The organism is Hymenobacter siberiensis, assembly GCF_018967845.1.
Lineage (GTDB): Bacteria > Bacteroidota > Bacteroidia > Cytophagales > Hymenobacteraceae > Hymenobacter > Hymenobacter siberiensis.
This window is the reverse complement of sequence record NZ_JAHLZZ010000004.1, coordinates 1-20,616: the sequence shown is the minus strand read 5'-3', so window position 1 is coordinate 20,616 and position 20,616 is coordinate 1. Positions and strand designations below refer to the sequence as shown.

At 60.8% G+C, this 20,616-nt stretch carries 18 protein-coding genes; 15 read left to right on the top strand and 3 right to left on the bottom strand.

Annotated elements, in window-relative coordinates:
- Window positions 1-10 precede the first annotated feature (10 nt).
- A complete protein-coding gene (locus tag KQ661_RS21635; RefSeq protein WP_216728114.1) occupies window positions 11-2,113 on the bottom strand; it encodes a M28 family peptidase in 2,103 nt (700 codons plus the stop codon).
- A gap of 887 nt (window positions 2,114-3,000) precedes the next feature.
- On the opposite strand from KQ661_RS21635, the gene KQ661_RS21630 reads away from it, so the two are divergent.
- Window positions 3,001-4,113 carry an IS4 family transposase gene (locus KQ661_RS21630; RefSeq protein WP_216686426.1) on the top strand — a complete coding sequence of 371 codons (1,113 nt, stop codon included), beginning with the start codon at window positions 3,001-3,003 and terminating at the stop codon, window positions 4,111-4,113.
- A 34-nt stretch (window positions 4,114-4,147) separates the two neighbouring features.
- Here the strand turns inward: KQ661_RS21630 and KQ661_RS21625 are convergent, their stop codons facing one another.
- Complete coding sequence (locus tag KQ661_RS21625; RefSeq protein WP_216691017.1) at window positions 4,148-4,696, bottom strand: hypothetical protein; 549 nt, start codon at window positions 4,694-4,696, stop codon at window positions 4,148-4,150.
- Window positions 4,697-5,207: 511 nt separating this feature from the next.
- Entirely contained in the window at window positions 5,208-5,993 is a 786-nt protein-coding gene (phhA, locus tag KQ661_RS21620; RefSeq protein WP_216728113.1) for a phenylalanine 4-monooxygenase, read from the bottom strand.
- A 1,988-nt stretch (window positions 5,994-7,981) separates the two neighbouring features.
- Between phhA and KQ661_RS22985 the strand changes: the two genes are divergently transcribed.
- The 14 genes from KQ661_RS22985 to KQ661_RS21560 form a co-directional block, all read left to right on the top strand.
- Window positions 7,982-8,401, top strand: coding sequence for a Gfo/Idh/MocA family protein (locus tag KQ661_RS22985; protein WP_317196171.1), 420 nt, complete (start codon window positions 7,982-7,984; stop codon window positions 8,399-8,401).
- 27 nt (window positions 8,402-8,428) lie between these two features.
- Complete coding sequence (locus KQ661_RS22980; protein WP_317196170.1) at window positions 8,429-8,650, top strand: Gfo/Idh/MocA family protein; 222 nt, start codon at window positions 8,429-8,431, stop codon at window positions 8,648-8,650.
- A gap of 253 nt (window positions 8,651-8,903) precedes the next feature.
- Window positions 8,904-9,779, top strand: coding sequence for an alpha/beta hydrolase family protein (locus KQ661_RS21610; RefSeq protein WP_216727056.1), 876 nt, complete (start codon window positions 8,904-8,906; stop codon window positions 9,777-9,779).
- A gap of 464 nt (window positions 9,780-10,243) precedes the next feature.
- Window positions 10,244-11,278, top strand: coding sequence for a quinone-dependent dihydroorotate dehydrogenase (locus tag KQ661_RS21605; protein WP_216691030.1), 1,035 nt, complete (start codon window positions 10,244-10,246; stop codon window positions 11,276-11,278).
- A 563-nt stretch (window positions 11,279-11,841) separates the two neighbouring features.
- Window positions 11,842-12,048, top strand: a complete 207-nt coding sequence (locus tag KQ661_RS21600; protein WP_216691020.1) for a hypothetical protein — start codon at window positions 11,842-11,844, stop codon at window positions 12,046-12,048.
- Window positions 12,049-12,104: 56 nt separating this feature from the next.
- Window positions 12,105-13,085 (top strand): aspartate carbamoyltransferase catalytic subunit, encoded by a 981-nt coding sequence (locus KQ661_RS21595; RefSeq protein ID WP_216691021.1) that lies wholly within the window; start codon window positions 12,105-12,107, stop codon window positions 13,083-13,085.
- Window positions 13,086-13,184: 99 nt separating this feature from the next.
- Entirely contained in the window at window positions 13,185-14,462 is a 1,278-nt protein-coding gene (locus tag KQ661_RS21590) for a dihydroorotase (protein ID WP_216691022.1), read from the top strand.
- 747 nt (window positions 14,463-15,209) lie between these two features.
- A complete protein-coding gene (locus tag KQ661_RS21585; protein WP_317196169.1) occupies window positions 15,210-16,517 on the top strand; it encodes a Zn-dependent hydrolase in 1,308 nt (435 codons plus the stop codon).
- Between the two features lie 504 nt (window positions 16,518-17,021).
- Window positions 17,022-17,438 carry a transposase gene (locus KQ661_RS23240; RefSeq protein ID WP_394369658.1) on the top strand — a complete coding sequence of 139 codons (417 nt, stop codon included), beginning with the start codon at window positions 17,022-17,024 and terminating at the stop codon, window positions 17,436-17,438.
- Between the two features lie 35 nt (window positions 17,439-17,473).
- A complete protein-coding gene (locus tag KQ661_RS21575) occupies window positions 17,474-17,620 on the top strand; it encodes a transposase (protein ID WP_216728110.1) in 147 nt (48 codons plus the stop codon).
- 18 nt (window positions 17,621-17,638) lie between these two features.
- Window positions 17,639-17,767, top strand: coding sequence for a hypothetical protein (locus tag KQ661_RS22670; protein WP_262898362.1), 129 nt, complete (start codon window positions 17,639-17,641; stop codon window positions 17,765-17,767).
- 29 nt (window positions 17,768-17,796) lie between these two features.
- Window positions 17,797-18,204, top strand: a complete 408-nt coding sequence (locus KQ661_RS21570; RefSeq protein WP_216728109.1) for an IS3 family transposase — start codon at window positions 17,797-17,799, stop codon at window positions 18,202-18,204.
- 9 nt (window positions 18,205-18,213) lie between these two features.
- Window positions 18,214-18,723, top strand: coding sequence for a DDE-type integrase/transposase/recombinase (locus tag KQ661_RS21565; RefSeq protein ID WP_216728140.1), 510 nt, complete (start codon window positions 18,214-18,216; stop codon window positions 18,721-18,723).
- 307 nt (window positions 18,724-19,030) lie between these two features.
- Window positions 19,031-20,616, top strand: a 1,586-nt coding sequence (locus KQ661_RS21560) for a lactonase family protein (protein ID WP_216728108.1), incomplete at its 3' end; no start/stop codon positions are given.

The following is a 20,616-nucleotide window of genomic DNA, read 5'->3' as shown; positions in this document are numbered from 1 at the left end:
AGAACCCCCGTTAGCGGCGAGGTTTTGTGGGCTGTGTTGCAGCCCTAGCGGGAACGTTCACTTGCACCAGCGCCCGCAGCAGGCGCACGAGGCTGTCCATGTCGCGGTAGTCCAGCACTTCCACAGGCGAGTGCGAGTAGCGGCCGGGCCAGGAAAGGGGCACCGAAGGAATGCCATAATTCAGGAATTCCAGTCCATCGGTGCCACCGGCCGTCATACCCTCCTGGATGGGTATCCGGTGGCGGTCGGCCAGGGCGTGCACTTCCCGCACCAAATGGCGCGGAACGAAGTTGGGGTTTTCCAGCACCCGAATCACGGCGCCCTGCCCTAAAGGGCAGTAGCCAAATATCCGAGACTCCTGGGGCGCATCGGACGACACAAAGGTGTCGATGGGGTACACCACGGTGGCGTCCTGCAGCTGCTGCGCGGCAAACGCAGCGCCCAGCACTCCAATTTCCTCCGCCATCGACCACACGTACGTGACTTTGTACGGCAGCTTGCCGGGGTCCAGTCCTTTCAAGCTCAGCAACAAGGCCGCGCAGCCCACCCGGTCGTCGAGGCCCCGCGCGGCGGCCCGCTGCGTGCCCAGCGGGCGCAGCCGTTTGGGCATGGTCACGGTGGAGCTGCCCGGGTGGATGCCGGCCGCCTGGGCTTGCTGGGCGGAAGTGAAGCCCGCGAATAGGGTTAGGGGAACCGATAGGGCGCTTTTGGTGGCCTTCATGTAATCCGGCCGGGGCTCAAACAGGGCGGAAATAGCCGCTTGCCCAGGGATGTGCACCAAGGCGGGCTGGGCTTCCCACAGCCAGGGAAACGCGCCCCCTTTCATGGCCAGCACCAGCCGGCCGTTGGGTCGAATGGAATCGACCACAAACCCCACCTCGTCCATGTGGGCCACGAACACCAGGTGGCGCTGGCCTTGCCCGAAGGTCAGGGTCAGGTTGCCGGCCTGGTCCACCACGGGTTTGGCCCAGGCCGGCAGCTGCCGGGCGATGAACTCCCGCACCGGGGTTTCGGCGTTGCTCACGCCGTATTGCCCCACCAAGCCCGCCAAGAGCTGGGCCGGTGCCGGCAATGCCACGGGCGGTGGCCCCGCTGCCACCGCGGGCTGTGGCAGCGCAACCGGGGCCGGGGCCGGCGAACCGACTGCCAGCAGCCAGGCTTGCGCGAGCTGCCGCACATCGGCCACGGCCACGGCCTCCACGGGCGTGTTGGGGTACCGGGCGGGGAGGCCCAGCAGGTACGTGCGGGCATTGGCCAGCTTCGTGTTGGGCAGCACGGGCTTGGGGGCCGGCCGGGTCGGCTGCGTCAGCACCTGCCCGGAGAGCACTGAAGGCAGCGCCTGGTTGGCCAGAAACTGTCCGGTGCCCGTGGCTTCGGTTTCGAGGTGGCGGTCGAAGCGGTACACTTCCTCGAACGGGCCAAACCGGTTGGCAACGGCTTCAAAGCCTTTGCCATTCAATAACTCCTGGGTAACCCAGGCCACTACCACGGTGCCCTTGACCGGGGCTGCTGCCAAGGTTTGGGCCACGGCGGCCAGCGCCAGGGCCGCTGCTTTCGCTTTCATGGCCGGCGCCGCCACCCACTGCTGCCCGATAACGGCCGGCTTTTTCTCGAGGGTCAGCGGGTCCAGCAGCCGAATGCCTTGGGTGGCTACGTCCGCGGCCGAAGAAGCGCCCACGTCCAGGAAAGCGGACTGCCACGAGAACGGGGCCTTGCTTTTTTCCGGCTCGGCCCGCAGGCCATCGTAGTGCGACGACGGTACGCACGAAACGGCGTTCACGGCCCCGCGTTCGGTGCTGATTCGCACATCGTGACCTTCCAGAAATTGGTGAAACAACGGCCCAATCCGCCCGCCGCCCACGGGGGTCACCCGCAGGTAGCCGTTATCCTGAATCTGGCTCACCACGTAGCCCGGCTCGTCGAGCGGGGCCACGAGCAAGCGGCGCGGCAACCCGCTGCCGAGCACCAGCACCAGGTTGCCCAGCCGGTCGTGCTGCAGCGCCCCGGCCTTGAACAGGGACTCCACAAACTGGCTGGCTTCCTCCTCCCGGCCCGTTACGCCACTGGTTCGGGCATACGCCTGCAGCAGCTCCGCTGACTGAGCCGAGGCCATACTGACCCAACCGCTAAGCAATATTAAAAGAGTAAAAAAGCGCATGGGCAGGTTTCTAGCAAAAAGGTGGTAAAAAGTGCGTTAATGTCGAAACAAAGGTATTGTGCTAACGAGCCGAGGTCCCGTCTTAGCCAGAGCGCGTGCCGGTTGCTTGCGGGGCAGGTGGCTTCATTGCACCACTATCCTTCATAAAATTGGCCTTGGTTAAAAGTTCGGTCCAAAAGTTAAACGAGGAGTTGGGAATCATCTTCCAAGTAAATGTGGCTAAGGCTTCTACATTACAACATAGGGTTTTCCAAAGTTTTACCGCAGCAGTTAAGCTTGTCTTGCCGATTGCACAGCTGCCAGCTCACAAGCAAGCCGTCATCTGCTCTGGCATCCTGCTAAGTTACTGGCCTGTAGTCCAGATGCGGTCAGAGTCAAGATGAAGGCCGAACAGGTCAATAAGGTGGGGCCTACAAGCGACACCAGCGGCCCCACTTTCTGGCTCCATTTTCGGCTATTCAACCACCACCGCTTGGATGGGGCCGGCAAGGTGTACCTTTCTGGCTCCTACCTGGTGTCGTTAGCGGGCGTCGGCCTGCCCCGGCTCCGGGCCACCGAACGGCTACCCGTTTAACCTTTTAACCAAGGCCAACAGTATGTCTGTTTGGTAAACATGCTATTATATACCAATGCAATTTATTGGTTAAATGTCACTTACATAACATATATGAGGAGCTTATAAGATTGACGATAGGCACAGGTCTGTGGGGTGTCGCTACAGTGCCCGGCCGTGGTGCCAGGGCGATTTACCCACCACTACTCTACCCTACTATTTTTCAGGTACAAAAACGGGGCAGCCCGACCTTTGGGGTTACGACACCACCAAAAAACCGTTCTGCCCCGTGAAGCAACACTTCGCTGCTAAAATTACGACGCTTTTGCAACAGGCCCCGTTTGTGGGCCACTTGTCCCGCCAAAAGTTTGTGGGCCAGTTCATTCTTGGCCTGATAAAGAGCCGCAACGTGCAATTCGGCGAGGTGGCCCAGCACCTCAATGACGCGGCCAAGCCCGCCTCGAACGAAACGCGCATTCAGGACTTTTTCCGCGAAGTAGACCTCAATTACGTACTGTTGGCCAGGCTTTTACTGAGTTTGTTGCCTGCGCAGGGCAAGCTGCGCTTATGCCTCGACCGCACGGAGTGGGACTTCGGCCAGTGCCAGGTGAACATCCTGCTCGTCACCGTCGGCACGGGCGAGGTCCACGTGCCCCTTTATTGGCACCTGCTCGACAACCGCAGCGGCAACTCCAACGCCGCCGACCGCATCGCGGTGCTCGAAAAGTGCCTGGCCTTGCTGGGCAAAGACCGCATCGGCCTGGTCGTGGGCGACCGGGAATTTGTCGGCCATGCGTGGTTCAAGTGGCTCAAAGACAATGGGCTTAATTTTGTCATGCGCGTGCCCAAGCACCACTGCCTGACCCACGCCGACGGCCGCCGGCAGGCCGTGGCCGACCTGGGCCTGGTGCCGGGGCAGGTGCGCCGCTTCGCCCACGTGCAGGTCGACGGGGTCTGGGGACAGGCCTGGGTCAAGGCCGTGGCGGCGGACGCGTTTGTCTTCCTGTTTGCCACGGCCGGCCTGAACCACCTCGCGCAACTCTATGCCAAGCGCTGGACGATTGAGCAATGCTTTCAAAATCTGAAAGGGCGGGGCTTTAACCTGGAAGCCACCCACTTGCGCTGTTTCCAAAAGCTGCGCAAGCTCGTGGCCCTGGTCAGCCTGGCCTACGCGTTTTGTCTGGGCGTGGGCGCGGCCGCCCACGGCGGCCGCCAGCCCATTGCCCGCAAAAACCACGGCTACCGGGCCGCCAGCCTGAGCCGCCACGGCCTCAATCTGCTCCGCCAACTCGCCCGCCCGCTGACCCTGCCCGAGGACCCATTGGCCCGCTTGGTTGAAACGCTACTGAACTGGATTACGAGGCAACTTGCTAAAAATCAATTACTAAAAATAGTAGGGTAGAGTACTTTTGGTCCAAACTTTTAACCAAAGCCACTTATTCCGTCCATTCGCAACGGGCTAGAAACGGCCGAGGGTGCAGAACGTGAACAAGGCCGTCCGGAACCGTGAAGCGCACCAGGCCCAGGTCCAGCACGGTGCGGGCCACCGGCCGTGGGTCGAACGCCATCCATTGGTAGATGACCACGCGGTGGGCTTCGCGCCGCAGCCGAAACGGGTTGAGGGCATAGGACAGCCGCCAATCCTGCTGCTGCTGCAGCGTGACCACCGCCGTCTGGCCCACGGACAGGGCCGCGAGCCGCCGGCGCACCACCGGGGAGTGGCGGATGTACACACTCGATAAGTACAGGTTCCGGCCGCCGCCGTGTAGGTAATGGTCGATGACGGCGGCGCCCTCGGGGTACCGCAGGCCGCCCAGTGTCACGATGCCGCCATAGAGCAGGCGGCATTGCCAGCGGTCAAGGACCGTGTTCCGGTCCGCCAGCTGCCGGCGGTGTATTCCTACTAAGTGGGCATCGACGCCGCGCTCCACTAGCCGTCCAATGGGGCTCCAGAGCACCAGGGCGAGAAAGAAGAAGAACAGCAAAACCCTTTTTAGATGCCTCATACTCCACCCGTTTTTTACAGGTGTGTCACGAAGATAGGTTTACTGTAGGGGTTCTTGTTCCAAAAGGGTGGTTTTACACGCTAAGTCCTTTATCAAAAAGGGTAGCCCAAAAACCTGCTTAAAAAGGGCGATTCCAAGCAATCAATATAAAATCCGAGGCTTATCAAAAAGGAACTCCTTTTTGATAAGCCTCGGATTTTATATTGGCAATAACCACTTAATCAATTAGTTAAATGCTTGGCGTGTAAAACCGCCCTTTTGGAACAAGAACCCCAAAACGTGTGGCAGCGGGGTTTCAAAACAGTTTTGAAAAGGTTTCAGAAAGGTTTCAAAATGCCGACGAAGGGAGGTAGACTGTCCTTTGGCTCCCGCACGGGCAGCCGGTACTTCATTGTCCATTCACCGGATGGAAACGCGGCGGACCACTCGTCTTTCTGCCAAGGAAGAAAGAGGATATGCCCTTTAAAACCAATCGCTGGCTCCTCTATTTTCAAGCACGCGCCTGGGTCAACTCCGCGGACTGCGCGGCCAACAGGCGGAGCAGCTCGGCTTCCAGGGCAGGCACCGAGGCCACGAGCTGCTCGTAGGAATCGATGACAAAGTACACGTCCTGCATCCGGTCTTTCACGTAGGGTGTGGCCAGGATATGGGCCACGTCGAAGGGCCGTCGGGCGGTCCCATCGCTCAGGCAATACCGGGTCTCTCCGGCCGACGACAGAATGCCCGCCCCGTAGATGCGGAGCGTGCCTGCTTCGGTAATGAGGCCGAACTCGACCGTAAACCAGTACAGGCGCGAGAGCAGCTCCACGGCGTAGGGGTCGTGAAGGTGGCGGAGCGCCAGGATGCCAACGGCTTGCAGGAAATCGGCAAAAAACGGGTCCGTAAGCAGCGGTACGTGGGCAAACACGTCGTGGAACATGTCGGGCTCTTCGAGGTAGTCGAGTTGGGCCGGGGTGCGCAGCCAGGTGGTGGCCGGAAAACGCCGGACCGCCAGCAGCGCAAAAAACGTGCGGTCGTCGACGATGCCGGGCACGGCGACCAAGTTCCAGCCGGTGGCCTGTTCCAGCAGCGGGTTGGTGGCGGCGAAGTCGGGAATGCAGCCGGCCTGGAAATGGATGCGGGGCAGCCCTTCGAGAAAGCGGCGCGAGGCCGCAGTGGGCAGGACCTGCATCTGGCGCTCGAACAGGATGCGCCACACCCACTGGTCGTCGGCGGTGTAGCGGGCGTAGTCTTGGGGCAGGGCAGTGAAAGCGGGCGCGGGGGAGTCGAGGTGCATGAACGAGGGAAGGGGGATGCCGGGCAGAACACAAAAGCGTTAAAGGGGGGCCTGCCGATTGACAACTAACCAGTTATTTATAAGTTTATTGGTCTGTAATAGCTGCCTACTGCGCAATACGCGCAGTGGCGAAAGCACACAAAAGTAGGCTGGGAAGTACGGGAAGAAAGCACGCGTCTGTTTGGAGCGGCGGGTATGCTGTCCGGGCTACAGAGGTTGGGGGGCTTGTGCTTGCCGCCGCCGCCGTTCTCGGGAAAGCCAGAGCAGGGGTTCTTTCAGTAAGCGGGCAAACGCCTGCCCGAAGCCCACAAAAGGCCCTTTATACTGCGTGGATGTACTTCCAAAGCGCGCGTCTCAGAAAATACACGTTTGGCGGGACGATAGAATGATGCGCAAAATGGCCAGCCAGCACGTTTAAAAACGGTTCTACTACTCATTTCCCGAATCGATGGCTCGCCTCAACGACGGCAACTGACCTTTTGAGCTGACTTTTGTGGCCTTGGCGTAGGAGTATGTCTGCTTCCTAAAAGAACCCCTAGCGCTAATAATAAAGTGCGTGGTCGACCACCCATGAATGAAGTGTAGAGGATGTACTGGAACTTAAATGAACTCCGGGCAGCACGCATTACATGGTCCCTCCTTCTAGGCGAAATTGAGTTCACGAAGACGGTACTTTCCCATGACGAACCTCCCGTGTAGTCGGGCCCCGCGTGCGGCCCAGTGCCCCAGCTGGTTCTCTGGACGCGTTGGGGTGTCCTAGGCTCGGCTTCGGCGAGGAAAAGCGGCCGCAGGCGGAGGAGCGGGTAGGGGCGGTCGTGCCATTTCGTGCTGCAAGGCCCGCAGGCGGGCGCGGTGCTCCGCTTCCTTACGCAATTGGTACGCATCACACGCGAGTTCGAAGGCTGTTTTCATGGGATTAATAAATTTTGTCAGCAAATAATAATAAAATACGGCGATTATGCTTACTAACTACCCGGACTGGGGGATGGCTTTTTCTTCAGGCGGGCGCAGCTCCATGCCTGGGGTTCAGCGAAAGGGTCTGACTAGCAAGAGCGGGCTGTCCTTAATGGATGCTTCTGCTCTTGGTACGGTGGGCCGGCCCCAACCCGTGTCCCGATGGAAACGCTGGTAGCCAGGGGCTTATTGCGGGGCTTGTGGTTCGGGTGCTGGGGCTTGGTCGGTGGGCTCGGCGTTGTCGCGGGCCGTTGCGTACTGCAACCCGACGGTGCCGTGGGGTGGGCTGGCCATCTCGGCAGGGGGGCGTCGGCCCCGTCACCGGCGCGGGTGCCGGGGCGCTGGCGGTCGGCGGGGCCGGTTGGAAAGGCGTGCTGGTGGTTATTTCGATTGGGACCGAAAAGGTGTGCGTCGTGGGGGTTTCCGCTGGCTGCGCGGCGCTTCCCGCGCGCAGGGCTGCGGGCGGGGCCGGGCTAACCGCGGCGGTCGGCGCCACCGGGTTCGCAGCTGCACCGGGGGCGCCGACCGCCGCGTCGGGCACCGGAAGGGCCGCGGCCGCAACGGGAACAACCAGCGCCACCGGAACGGCGGGGACCACCGCCGGCAGCGCTTGATCGGACCCTCCCGCAGCGGCGGCGGCAAGCGGGGCCGCAGGGGGGGGCGTAACGGCCGGGTTTGGGGTTGGGGCGTACTCGTTTTGGGGAGACGCCGGCGTGGAAGGGGATTGCGGTTCCATCAGAGAAGGAAAAAAAGGGGGGGGGGAACAAAAAGCGGGCGGCGAACGACCGGGGCGTCCCGCTACGAGCTTCCGCGCACGGGGGCCAAACGCCCGCTGGTCCCCTCCGACGTGGGCGCTGGCGTTAAAACTGGCTGCGGCCTGATTAAAGTTCAGCATTTTATCCCAGTAGTGCAAGGATAACGAACCGCTTTTGCTCCCTCTTTGGGACTCATTGGGCCCGTGAATCAAAAGGCGGGCTACTTTTCCTCTACACTTCCTGCCCGACCCACGATGTCCCGTCTCTTTGCCGCTGTGGTTGCTCGTACTCCGCGAATCCGCTATTTTTGCCCCGCCGCTGCGGGTGGGCATCGCCGGCTTGACGCATACGCACGTGCACGGCCTCCTCGGCCGCGCCCAGCACGGCGACCTGGTCCTCGTGGGCATTGCCGAACCCAACCGGGCCCTGGCCGAGCGCTATGCCCGGCAGTACGGCTTCCCCATGGCGCTGGTGTACGCCTCCTTGGCCGAAGTGCTGGCCAAAGCCAAGCCCGAGGCGGTCACGGCCTTTGGCAGCATCTCCGCGCACCTGGCCGTGGTGCAGGCCTGCGCGCCGAAGGGCATCCACGTGATGGTGGAGAAGCCCTTGGCCGTTAATCTCGACCACGCCCGGCAAATGGCCGCCCTGGTCCGCCAGCACCACATCCACCTGCTCACCAACTACGAAACCACGTGGTAGGGCGCCAACCGGCGGGCCTATCAGCTGGTGAACGAGGACCGGGCCCTCGGCGACATCCGCAAAATGGTGGCCCACGACGGCCACCAGGGGCCGAAGGAAATCGGCGTCAACGCCGAATTTCTGGCCTGGCTCACCGACCCCGTGCAGAACGACGGCGGGGCCCTGCCGGACTTCGGCTGCTACGGAGCCGACCTCATGACCTGGCTGATGCAGGGGTTCTTGTTGCAAACGGGCGGATTTACACGCTAAGCCCTTCAACCACACCTTATCAAAAAGGTCAGCTCCAAAAAAGTGGTAAAAAGAGCGATTCCAAGCAATTGAGCGGGTGGCCCGAGCTTATCAGAAAGGATTTCCTTTTTGATAATAGTAATTGCAAGTTGCTAGTATATATTTTAAAATCAACGTGTTAAAGGCTTAGCATGTAAATATGCCCGTTTGCAACAAGAACCCCAAAAGGGGTGTTTACTTGCACATTAAGACGAAGTTGGCGTTACTTGTCAGCATGAAACACACTTTCCTGGCCCTCGCCACGTGTGCGGGGCTGCTGGCCGCCTGTTTGGCGCAAACAGCGGCCCACGCACAAACCGTCAACGCCACGGAGCACTTAACGACGGACCTCCGGGACGTGGTAGGAGCACCGGCTGGCCTCGAAGAATTAACCATTGCGTCGCACGGCAGCCGCCTAGCCGCTTTCATGTACACGGCGGCGGGAAGCCAACTGCACCCGACGCTGCTGTTACTACATGGCTTTCCGGGCAACGAGCGCAACTTGGACGTGGCTCAAGCCGTGCGGCGCGCGGGCTGGAACGTACTCTACTTTGACTACCGCGGCTCCTGGGGCAGCGAGGGCGACTTTTCGTTTGCCAATTGCGTGGAGGACGTAGCCAGCGTGGTCCGGTTTTGCCAGCAGCAGGCGAAACCTTTACGCATCGACACGACCCGGCTGGCACTGTTAGCCCACAGCATGGGCGGCTGGGCGGGCTTGCAGGCGATGGCCCAACTGCCGGCCCTCAAAAAAGCCGTCATCCTTTCCCCCTGGGATATTTACACGGCGGCAACCGAGACGGATAAAGCCCGCTTAGCGGCCCTTGAACAGAACGTCGATGGACTGTTCATGCTGCACAATACCTCGGGCAAGGCGCTGCTGGCACCGGTGCTGGCCAATGCGTCGGCGTATCAGCTCACGGCCCTGGGCCCGAGACTGCGCACGCGGCAACTGGTATTTCTCGACGAAAACCGGCGCAACGAAGCCTGGATTAAGCTCATCGGAGCCGCCAACAAGGCGGGCTTTCGGTATGAAGTATGGGCCACAGACCACCCGTTCAGCAACAAGCGCGTGGCGCTGACCAAAACGGTGCTTGATTTTCTGCGCCAGTAAGCGCTTGGCGGCGCTCCTAGCCAAGCAGCGGCCACCCCAAACCCAGCCCCCTGAAACGCCTTCTTTCGCTAAACGCCTGGCAGCTGGCCAGTACCAAGTGCCAGCAGGCTGCTGTAGCGCGGGGCGAGTTTAAAAAACCCGTCTACGAATCAAAGTTTACGAAACGTGCCGAGGGGATGAGTTTCGTAACCTCGAAACCAGGCGCTCAGGGGAGCAATCTGACACGACTATGCCATCTTTGCTCCCGGGTAGCGGATTGACCTTCGCCGGCTTGCTGGCATCCGGCGTTTGCCTGTTTCATCGCCCACCATACCTGTTCGGCTTCCTGCTTCTATAATGTCATTCCTGATTCCTGCGGTGCTCGGGCAAGGCTGTGGCAAATTTCACAAGATATTATTCCGGGCCTACGACTGGTTTAAGAGGATTATTCACCGACCTTAACCGCTAATTTGGCCCCGCTTCCCGTGTATAAGTCCCTCGTCAAACCCCTGCTCTTCAACCTCGACGCCGAGCGCGCCCACCACCTCGTTTTCGACAACCTGCGCCGGGCGGCGCGGGTGCCGGGCACGCCGGCGCTGCTGCGGGCAATGTATAATTTCCAGCACCCCAGCCTGGCGCGCGAGGTATTTGGGTTGAAATTTCCGAACCCGGTGGGGCTGGCGGCGGGGTTTGATAAGAATGCAGCGCTGACCGATGAACTGGCCACGTTGGGCTTCGGCTTCGTGGAAATCGGGACGGTGACGCCCCGGCCGCAGCCCGGCAACCCGCAGCCGCGCTTGTTTCGGCTGCCACAGGACGAGGCCTTGGTGAACCGCATGGGCTTTAACAACGACGGGGCGGCCGTGGTGGCGGCGCGGCTGGCACGGCGCCGCAACCGCCAGCTCATCATCGGCGGCAACATCGGCAAAAATAAGGACACGCCCAACGAGCGCGCCGCCGAGGACTACGTGGCCGGCTTTGAGGCGCTGGCCGAGGTGGTCGACTACTTCGTGGTGAACGTGAGTTCGCCCAACACGCCCAATCTGCGCCAGCTCCAAGAGAAAAAGCCGCTGATTGAGCTCTTGCAGCAGGTGCAGGCCCGCAACCAGGCCCGCGCCGTGCCACGCCCCCTGCTCCTCAAAATCGCGCCAGACCTCACCGATTCGCAGCTCGACGACATTCTGGAAATAGCCCATGAAACGCAGCTCAGTGGCCTTGTAGCCACCAATACCACCATCAGCCGCGATAATCTGAGTACCGAGCCGGGCCATGTGGCCTCGCTGGGCGCGGGCGGTCTGAGCGGCCGGCCGTTACGGGCACGGGCCACCGAAGTCATCCGCTACCTGCACCAGAAATCCGACGGCGGGCTGCCGATTATTGGCGCTGGCGGCATCCATTCGGCGGCCGATGCGCAGGAGAAGCTGGCCGCCGGGGCTTCGCTGATTCAGCTTTATACCGGCTTTATCTACGAAGGGCCGGCGCTGGTGAGCCGAATAAACCGGAGCCTGGTGCGGGGCTAACGCGCTGCGCCCGCCCGCCCGCCCACGCTGGTGCCAATAGCGGGTAAGCGGCACGCCCAGAATTGTAGGCTACCCCCCAGCGCCGATGTGCTACCCCGCCTTTGCGCACGGCCGGGGCCGCAAAAAAGCCAGTCAAACCGGCCACGATGTGTGGGCAGCGGTTGAGGGCCAAGAAGGTATCCATGGCAACGGGCGCTGCTAGGGTTGAACCGTAACCGAAAGATGACAGCCCGCCCGGATTCGACCAAACCAGACCACCTCGATACTCATGGTGCCGGCCGAAAATGAAGCAGCCCATGAACTACCGAGTAGTTCATGGGCTGCTTGCCGCCGGAGAATGGCGGCCCGCCAGCGGAGGCTGCGGAATAAAGAGCCAAAGTTAAGATGGATGGTACTGGCCAAGCAATTGGTTACGCGCGCCATTATTTTTTTGATGACGAAATGAATGATAAAAAGCGCGTCGTTTAGCCCATTAGGTCGAAAATAAAATTTGAGAAAAGCGGTGCGAAAAAATTAACACTGCTGATGAACTGCCGGGCGTGATAATGCCGTAATTTTGCATCATGCTTCAACCAAAAAACTTGTTGATGAAGCGCGGGACCCTGCTCGGCTGGGACCCGCGAGTGGACCGGAAGGTCTTCGCCACCATCGGTTCTTCCGATTTTGCCTTTGGTATTTCCGTTATTTTTTCTGCGTGTTGCCCCGCCACCGTTTCGGATTCCGAAACGGTTTTTTTATGTCCAGTGAGTTGGGCATTGTTAAACAACTAGGGTAAAACCGCCGACTCGCAAGTACTGACTTCGTACTTATTTTTTCCCATTCCAGTATGGCACGTAAAGACCTGCTCGACATCGCATCCCTTCACCGGGAGGAAATCGAGTTCCTGCTCGACCAATCCACGTCCTTTAAAAAACTGTTCACCCGCTCGGTGAAAAAAATTCCCGCCCTCGAGGGCAAGTCCGTGCTCATGCTGTTCTACGAGGCCAGCACCCGGACGCACTCCTCCTTCGAGGTCGCGGCGAAACGCCTCTCGGCGGAGGTAACGAATTTCGACGTCGCCCACTCCTCCATCACCAAGGGCGAGTCGGTGCGCGAGACCATCGAGACGCTCCAGGCCATGCGCACCGACTACATCGTCGTCCGCCATGGGCACCCCGGCCTGCCCGGCATGATTGCCCGCCAAACCACGGCCTCGGTCATCAATGCCGGCGACGGGGCGCACGAGCACCCCACCCAGGCCCTGCTGGACGCCTTCACCATCAAGGAAAAATTCCCTGACCCCCGGGGCAAAAAAGTCCTCATCATCGGCGATATTCTGCACTCCCGCGTTGCGCGCTCCACCAGCACTTTGCTGCAAAAGCTGGGTGTCGAGGTCGCTTATCTCGGCCCGGGCTCGCTGGTGCCTAAGTATGTGCCGGCAAGCATCCGCCGCTTCACCGACTATGAGGCGGCCATGGCCTGGACGCCCGATGTCGTGTACCTGCTCCGCGTGCAGCTGGAGCGCCAGGACGTGCAGTTTTTCCCCAGCGTGCGCGAATACCACCGGGTGTACGGCATCACCAACACCCGGCTGGCGGAAATCAGCGACCTCGGCCTCTACATCATGCACCCCGGCCCCGTGAACCGGGGGGTCGAGCTGTGCGACGCCGTGATGGACTACGAACGTAGCCTCATCACCAACCAGGTCGAAAACGGCATCTCCGTTCGCATGGCCGTGCTCGACTGGCTCACGCCGGGCGGCGACTTCCCGAAGCAGGAAGCGTATGCCGCACAACCGCGCGCCGGCTCGAAGGTCATTCTGCCCTAAACGCCGGACGCGGCGGCTGGTTCCGCCCGTGTATTTTCTTCTCCAACAGCCCGAATATCCCCATCACACCCCTTGCCGGTTTACAGCACTCCTCCCTCCATGATTCTCCTTCAAAATGCCCGCATCGCCACCGAAAATTCACCCGTGCTTGTCGAGAGCGATGTCCTGATTGTCGAAGGAATCATTCAAAATATCGGCACCAAACTGGCCATCCCCGAGGGGGGCCGCGTCATCGACGCGCGCGGCCGGGTGCTGATGCCCGGCATGTTTGATGCCCACGTCCATTTCCGCGCCCCCGGGTTTGAAAACAAGGAAACCATCACCACGGGCAGCGAAGCGGCCATCAACGGCGGCGTTACCGGCGTGGTGATGATGCCCAATACCCGCCCGGCCCTTGACTCGGCCACCGCGGTGGCCACCGTGCTGGAAAATGCCAAGGTCCGGTCCCGCATTCCGGTGTACACCTCCGGCTGCGTCACCAAGAACCGCGAGGGCAAGGAGCTGGCGGAAATCGAGGGCATGCGCGGACTCGGCGTGAAAATGCTCACCGACGACGGGGATACCACCGCCGACCCAGCGGTGCTGCTCCGGGCGATGCAGTACGCCACCGAGTTTGGGATGTTTTTCGCCAGCCACTGCGAGGTGTTGGAACTGGCCGGGCCGCGCGCCCTCAACGAAGGGGTGATGAGCTACCGGCTCGGTATCAAGGGCTCGCCGGCCTGCGCGGAGGAAATTATTATTGACCGCGACATTCGCCTGGCCCACGCGGCGGGTGCCCATGTACACATCCAGCACGTGTCCAGCAAGCTCGGCATGGAAACCATCCGCTGGTGGAAATCCCGCGGCGATGTGAAGGTGACAGCCGAAGTGATGCCGCACCATCTGATGTTCACCGACGAGCACATCGGCGACTACGACACGAACTATAAGATGAACCCACCGTTGCGGACGCAGGCCGATTGTGATGCGCTGCTGGAAGGGCTCATCGAAGGCGTATTCGACATCATTGCTACGGACCATGCGCCGCACACGCCGTTCGAAAAAGCCCAGGATTTCCTCAGCGCGCCCAATGGCATCACCGGCTTGGATACGGCTCTTGTATCGCTCTACCACCACTTCGTCGAGCCCGGAAAATTCGGGTGGGACGTAGTGGTGAAGCGCTATTCGGCGGAGCCACGCCGCCTGATGGGCCTGCCGGTAGCCGCCATCGAAGTGGGCCAAAAAGCCGAGTGCCTCTTGTTCGATACCGAAGCGGAAACCACCTTCACGAAGGAATTTATGAAATCCAAATCCCAGAACACGCCCTTCATCGACCAGACGCTGAAAGGCCGGGTAGATATGGTAATTTTGGGGGCGGAAATCCTGCTGGAGCGCTGATAGGTAGTGGAGCGGGCCCTATCCCAGGGCAGACGTCCGGTCTAAGGCTTATTGATGGCTCCGGGAAGTGGCAAACCGTTTCACGATGGCCACATAGCGTGCTTGACGGATAAAGTAATAGGTCGGTGGTCTAATTTAAGATGATTTACGTCTAGCATATTAGCTTGACTTTAGCCCTTTTGGCATACAGCAGGATGTGTGTCTTAGGCGTACAAAGTGCGTGTTAACCGTTTGAGAAAACACGCGACCTTTTCCATTCCCTTTTGACAGGTTCGAGTCAGATAGGACTCCCTCAAAAACACTTGCTGAGTTACTGCACGGCTTCATAGCGGCAACAAGCGCTGACAAAACCATCCGTACAGGCTCCAGAGCAAAGCGAGTAATCAGGTACTCAAAAAATACGTTTACTCAAAGGGCTAAAGTCAAGATTAGGAGAGCATCAAAAAGAGTGGGGCAGTTGGGTTAAACGGTATGGGTAGGCATCCCGCCGGCAGTGGTCAAGAGCTTAGTGGTCTCAGCTGCCCCACCCTTTTTGATGCTCTCCAACTCCTGTTGTTTGGGCATTAGCCGCAGGAGCTAATTTGGGCGGAAATACGCCACGTTATCGGAAATCCCGTTGCTTTGACGTAATATTTAGACCCTCATTTTAACCAGGGCCATCTTTCAGGCACCTATTGGGGGCTTGGAATGGGGCTCGTCCACTTATTTAAAAAACCCATGGTGAAAAGAAGACCCTTTATCAAAAACGTGTTTGTCACCGCTTTGAGCGTCTGCACCCTGGGCCTGCTGGGCGCTCATGGCCAACGCGCGGTGGTGGGCAACCCGTTGCGGGTAAACGAAGCGCGCATCGTGACCCGCCTGGACGAATTGGCCAAATTTGGCCGGGACGACCGGGGACATGGCTACCGAGTAGCTTATACCAAGGGAGATATCGACGGAAGAGCGTGGTTTATCGCGCAAATGAAACGGGCGGGGCTGGACCCGGTCATTGATGCGGCCGGCAACATCATCGGCAAACGACAAGGGAAAAACCCCAAGCTCCCACCCATTGCCTTTGGCTCGCACATTGACATGGTGCCCGATGGGGGAAACTACGACGGCCCGTTGGGGTCCCTCGGCGCGCTGGAAGTGATTGACGTGCTGAACGAGCACAAAATACTCACCGAGCACCCGCTGGAAGTCATCATTTTTTCTAACGAGGAAGGTGGCACCGTGGGCAGCATGGCCATGGCAGGCAACTTAACCCCCGCAGGGTTGCAACAAAAAAGCCAAAGCGGGCCCACCATGGCGGAAGGCATCAAGGCCATTGGGGGCAACCCCGACAACATTCAGTCTAGTGTCCGGAAGAGGGGGGACCTTCGCGCCTGGGTGGAGTTGCACATCGAACAAGGGGGGATTTTGGCGCGGGAAAACGTACAGATTGGGGTAGTGGAAGGCATCGTGGGCATTGTGCATTGGGAAGTCACCGTGGAAGGGTTTGCCAACCACGCCGGCACCACCCCCATGAACGTGCGGCAAGACGCCTTGCTGGCGGCGTCCCGGCTGGTCATCGCCGTCAACGAAGTCATCACCTCGGTACCAGGAAACCAGGTGGGCACGGTGGGCAAACTGGCCGTCACCCCCAGTGCGTACAACGTAATTCCCGGCAAAGTGGTCTTGGGGTTGGAAATCCGGGATTTAGCTGCCGATAAAATCGAAACGCTCTTTCGGGAAATTGAGCGCCGGGCAACTGCCATTGCCGTGACCAGTAACACCGTCATCCGGTTCGACCGGCAAGCAAACGCCTCAAAACCAGCACTCACGGACAAGGCGTTGCAGCAAACCGTCCAGGCAGCGGCCACGGCCTTGGGGTTGAGTACCAAGCTGATGCAAAGCGGGGCCGGCCATGACTCCCAGGAAATGGCCGCGATTGCCCCCGTGGCCATGATTTTCGTGCCCAGCGTGGGGGGCATCAGCCATTCGCCCCAAGAACTGACCAAACCGGGGGACCTGGCCAACGGCGCCAACGTGCTGTTGCAAACGGTCCTGTCGATTGACAAGGCGAAAGCACAATAAGCGGCCCCAGGGGCCGGCGCGGCGGCACAAATCAACTCGTGCGGGTACCCGGTGGCGGGGTAGCTTTTCCTGCTGGTTGTGCCCGGCGCTAGAGCCGGCGCTGGACGGCCATGAAAAAAAGCTTCTCTCTTCGCATGCGGTAGCCGCCGTGGTTCAACTCCGGAGAGCATCAAAAAGTGTGGGGCAGTCCAGATACGGGTTAAGCGGCCATTAGCCCTGTTTTCGCATAGAGCAGCCGTAAACAGAATTGCCCCACACTTTTTGATGCTCTGCAAGGCCACCTTTTACAAGTACCTGCACCACCGCGGCGTGGTCTTGCACGCCCGCCCCCTGCCCAGTCCGGTGGCCGGGGCCCCTTCCTAAGTCCCCACGGTGCGGAGATTAGGTGGGCTATTCTCCGCCCACGGTGCGGAGAATAGCAGCCTTGCGGGACCAGCGGCGGGGCAGGGGAAGGGGCCGTATCTTTATCCTTGCACGTCCCCTCTTTGCCATGAAACTCCGCGAATGCCATTCCCACCTGCAGTACCCCGCCGTCGTCAAGGCCCTGGCCGTCCGCTCGGTGCACGCTTCCATGGCCCTCGCGGACCGGCCCGTGCCAGTGGCCCGTCTGGAGACCCTGTCGCAAACCGCGCCGCCTCCCCCAACGGGCCCTGCGGGGCCCTAAGAATCGTGTTTAAGTTAAATTTGCAGCGCACTACTTGTTGTAAAAGTATTATTCGAATAAATAGATATGCATCTGATTTGCATCTTCGGGACTGGTCCCGAATCGAGCCCCTGATTATCGTACGCCGCAAAAGTAAATGGCCGTTGCTTGACGAGGTCAATGGTATTCTGTACGTGCTGAAAAACGGGTGCGGCTGGCGGGATTTACCCGGCGAATTTCCGTGCTGGAGCACGGTGCATTATGAGGTGGTCGGGTAAATCTGGACAGAATAGGGTCTTATCTTTCCAATGTCATGAAAGACAGCCCCCCACCCAGCAAACGTCGGCGCTATGACGCCGCCTTCCGGGTCGAGGCCCTTCGCCTGGCCGGTGGAAGCCGCTCGCCCCAGACCGCGGCCCGCGCCCTGAACATTGACCCCAAACGCCTCTACAAGTGGTAGAAAGAAGCGCTTGCCCCCGTGGCAGCCGCTCGCGGGGCGGAACTGGACCCGGCCACTACCGCCGAGTTGCGCCAGTTGCGGGCGGCTAACCGGCGGCAAGCGCAGGAGCTGGATATTTTAAAAAAAGCCAGCGCCAGCGCCTGCTAGAAGCGCAGGCTCTCGCAGACACCGGACCAATGAGCTGTTACCGGTTCATCAAAGCGCAGCGCGACCACTACCCCGTGCGGCGGCTTTGCCAGCTGCTCAGCGTACCGGCCAGCGGTTACTACGCGTGGCAACAAGCGTGGCAACAAGCGCAGCAACAACGGGTCGTGCCAGGCGAGCCCGCTTGGGAAACGGCGCTAGTCAAGGTGTTTGGGGTGCATAAACGCTGTTATGGCCCCCGCCGCCTCCCGGTAGCGCTGCGAAAAAAGGGGCACCGGGTGGGCCGTCAGCGCCTGCGGGCGGCCATGCGCCGCCGGGGCCTGCGCGCGCTGCAACCCAAGGCCTTCACGCCGCGCACCACCGATTCGACCCACGGGCGGCGCTGCACGCCCAACCGGCTGCTCGACCAGCCCAAGCCCACGCAGGCCAATCGGTTCTAGGTCAGTGACATCACCTGCCTGCCGCTGGCCAACGGCGACTGGGTCGTACCCGGTAGGGCCTACCTATGCGCTTTTCAGGACATGGCCAGGAAACAGGTCGTCGGCTGGCAAGTTGGAGCCACCATGCCCGAAGAACTGGTGACCAATGCCTTACAACGGGCATTTTGGTCCCAACCGGCTGCTCCAGCCCTACTCGTGCATTCCGACCGGGGTGGGCAATACTGCGGCAACGCCTACCGGCAACTGCTGCACGACCACGGAGCCATACGCTCGCAAAGCCGCCGCAGCGACTGCTACGACAACGCCCAGGCCGAAAGCCGGGGGTCGGGCCTCAAAACGGAGGTGCCCGAAGTCCGCGAGCGGCCCCTTTTTGCCGATTTGGCGGATGCGCAGCGCAGCGTCGCCGACTATTTTGATTACCATAATCACGAACGCCTGCACTCCATAATTGACTACCAAACGCCCTATCATACTCACCAGCAGCTTCTTCAACTTAATGCCCTAAACTGTCCAGCGTAACTGGACCACCTCAACGATAGAACAGCTCCCGTGCCCTTACGCGCCCCTTGCTATTTTCTACTTTCCTATTGGCTGGAAGCGTGTACTTTCATTTTACCACAGTTTTTTTATCTACTTTCCTCTTTATATGAAAGAAAATCTACTCTTGGCGGTCGGTTGTTTCGTTGCCTCCTGCGCCTCGCTGACGCCGGCGTTGGCGCAAACGGCTCCACCTGGCTTAAAATCCGCTTCGCGTTCTGCCAATCTGGGGGGAATGCTCCCGCTGTCACAAGCCCTTTTCAGCACCCGTTTGCCCCAACGGGAACGCATGGAAAGCCCCCTTTCGTGCTGGGCGACCCGGCGGCTTTTGTGCGGTACCGGCGCACGGCACTGGGGCTGGCTCCTGCTTCTGGTGATGGTGTTGCTGGCCGGCCCACGCCTCGGATACGCGCAGCGCCAATACGATGCGTGGTACTTTGGCACCGCCAGCGCGCTGCAGTTTGTGCCCGGTCGCTACTGGCCCCAAGTGGTGCCCAGCAGCGTCATGGATTCGTATGAGTCCTGCACCAGCTTGGCCGACTCTACCACGGGGGCGCTGCTGCTGTATTCCAACGGCGAGCGGGTCTGGGACCGCACGCACCAACTCATGCCCAGTGGCTTCCCGCTGGGGGGCAATGTATCGGCCAGCGAGGGAGCCGTGGCCCTGTTTGCGCCGGGCCAGCCGAACCTGGTGTACCTGTTCACGACCGACGCCAAGGAAAGTTTCGTAAAGAACAGCCTGCGCTATTCCGTGGTGGACCTGCGCCTGCGCAACGGCCTCGGCGATGTGCGCCAGCGCAATGTGCCCCTTCCCCTTCCGGGCAACACGCTGGCCACGGAGCACTTGGCCGCCATTCGCCAGCCCAACGGCCGCGACTACTGGATTCTGGTCCACGGCCTCGACAACAACAGCTTCTATGCCTACGCCTTCACGCCGGCGGGCGTGGCGGCTCAACCGGTGGTGAGCGCCGTGGGGCCGGTATTTGCGGGCCTGGGCGTGGCGGAGACCGGGGTGTTTCGCTTTTCGCCGTCGGGGCGGCAGTTGGTTGCCACCCGCTTGCTCGGCGGTCTGGACGTGTTCGATTTCGACCCGCTGGTGGGGCGGGTGAGCAACGCCGTTAACCTGTTCACCCACCCGGCCGTGCCCGCGGGCCAGTTTCCCGGCCGTGTTTTCGGGGCCGATTTTTCGGCCGATGGCAGCCTGCTGTACGCCGACGAGCGGGGCAGCCTGGTGCGCTACGATTTGCTGGCCGGTAGCCCGGCGGCGCTCCTGCGGTCGAAACGCCTGCTGGCGCCCGAGGCGAGCTTCCGCGGCCTTACCGGCTCGTACCGGCGCGGGCCCAATGGGCGCATATACATCGCCGTGTTGGGTGCCACGGCCTTGCCCGTGATTGACTCGTGCAACAGCGTCAACGCCGCTTACGTGCGCTTCGCCGCGCAGCCGTTGGCGGGTACGGTCTTGCCCGTGGGCCGCCTGCCCAGCTCGCAAAACTGTTTGCCCAACATCCCGGGTCGGTCGACCGGCGGCACCGGCAGCGTCGAAGAAGGCTTTGTGGTCGTGACAACCCCGGGCTGTGCGGGCCAGCCCACCCAGCTGGCGGTCCAGCTTCGTGACCCCGGCCGGCAGGGCATTCAGCAGGTGCACTGGACCATTGGCAACGCCGCTAGCCCCGTGTTGCTTTCCGGGCAGCGGGTGGCGCCGGTGTTCGGCCAGCCCGGAACGCAGCCCGTTTACGTCGTCGTCACCTTCACCGACGGCACGCGCCAGGCCCAGCGCTTGCAGCTGCAGGTGCCGCCGCTGGCCACGGTTCAGGTGCAAGCGAGTGCCCGCCAGTTGGCTTGCGGCGAGGTGCCCGTGGTGCTCACGGCGGTCGG

What these genes read in the sequence shown, in the direction of transcription:
- KQ661_RS21635 (WP_216728114.1), bottom strand. Translation starts at nt 2,113, where the DNA reads ATGGCCTCGGCTCAGTCAGCGGAGCTGCTGCAGGCGTATGCCCGAACC.
- phhA (WP_216728113.1), bottom strand. Translation starts at nt 5,993, where the DNA reads ATGCACCTCGACTCCCCCGCGCCCGCTTTCACTGCCCTGCCCCAAGAC.
- KQ661_RS21610 (WP_216727056.1), top strand. Translation starts at nt 8,904, where the DNA reads ATGAAACACACTTTCCTGGCCCTCGCCACGTGTGCGGGGCTGCTGGCC.
- KQ661_RS21600 (WP_216691020.1), top strand. Translation starts at nt 11,842, where the DNA reads ATGCTTCAACCAAAAAACTTGTTGATGAAGCGCGGGACCCTGCTCGGC.
- KQ661_RS21595 (WP_216691021.1), top strand. Translation starts at nt 12,105, where the DNA reads ATGGCACGTAAAGACCTGCTCGACATCGCATCCCTTCACCGGGAGGAA.
- KQ661_RS21590 (WP_216691022.1), top strand. Translation starts at nt 13,185, where the DNA reads ATGATTCTCCTTCAAAATGCCCGCATCGCCACCGAAAATTCACCCGTG.
- KQ661_RS23240 (WP_394369658.1), top strand. Translation starts at nt 17,022, where the DNA reads ATGCCATTCCCACCTGCAGTACCCCGCCGTCGTCAAGGCCCTGGCCGT.
- KQ661_RS21575 (WP_216728110.1), top strand. Translation starts at nt 17,474, where the DNA reads ATGAAAGACAGCCCCCCACCCAGCAAACGTCGGCGCTATGACGCCGCC.
- KQ661_RS21570 (WP_216728109.1), top strand. Translation starts at nt 17,797, where the DNA reads ATGAGCTGTTACCGGTTCATCAAAGCGCAGCGCGACCACTACCCCGTG.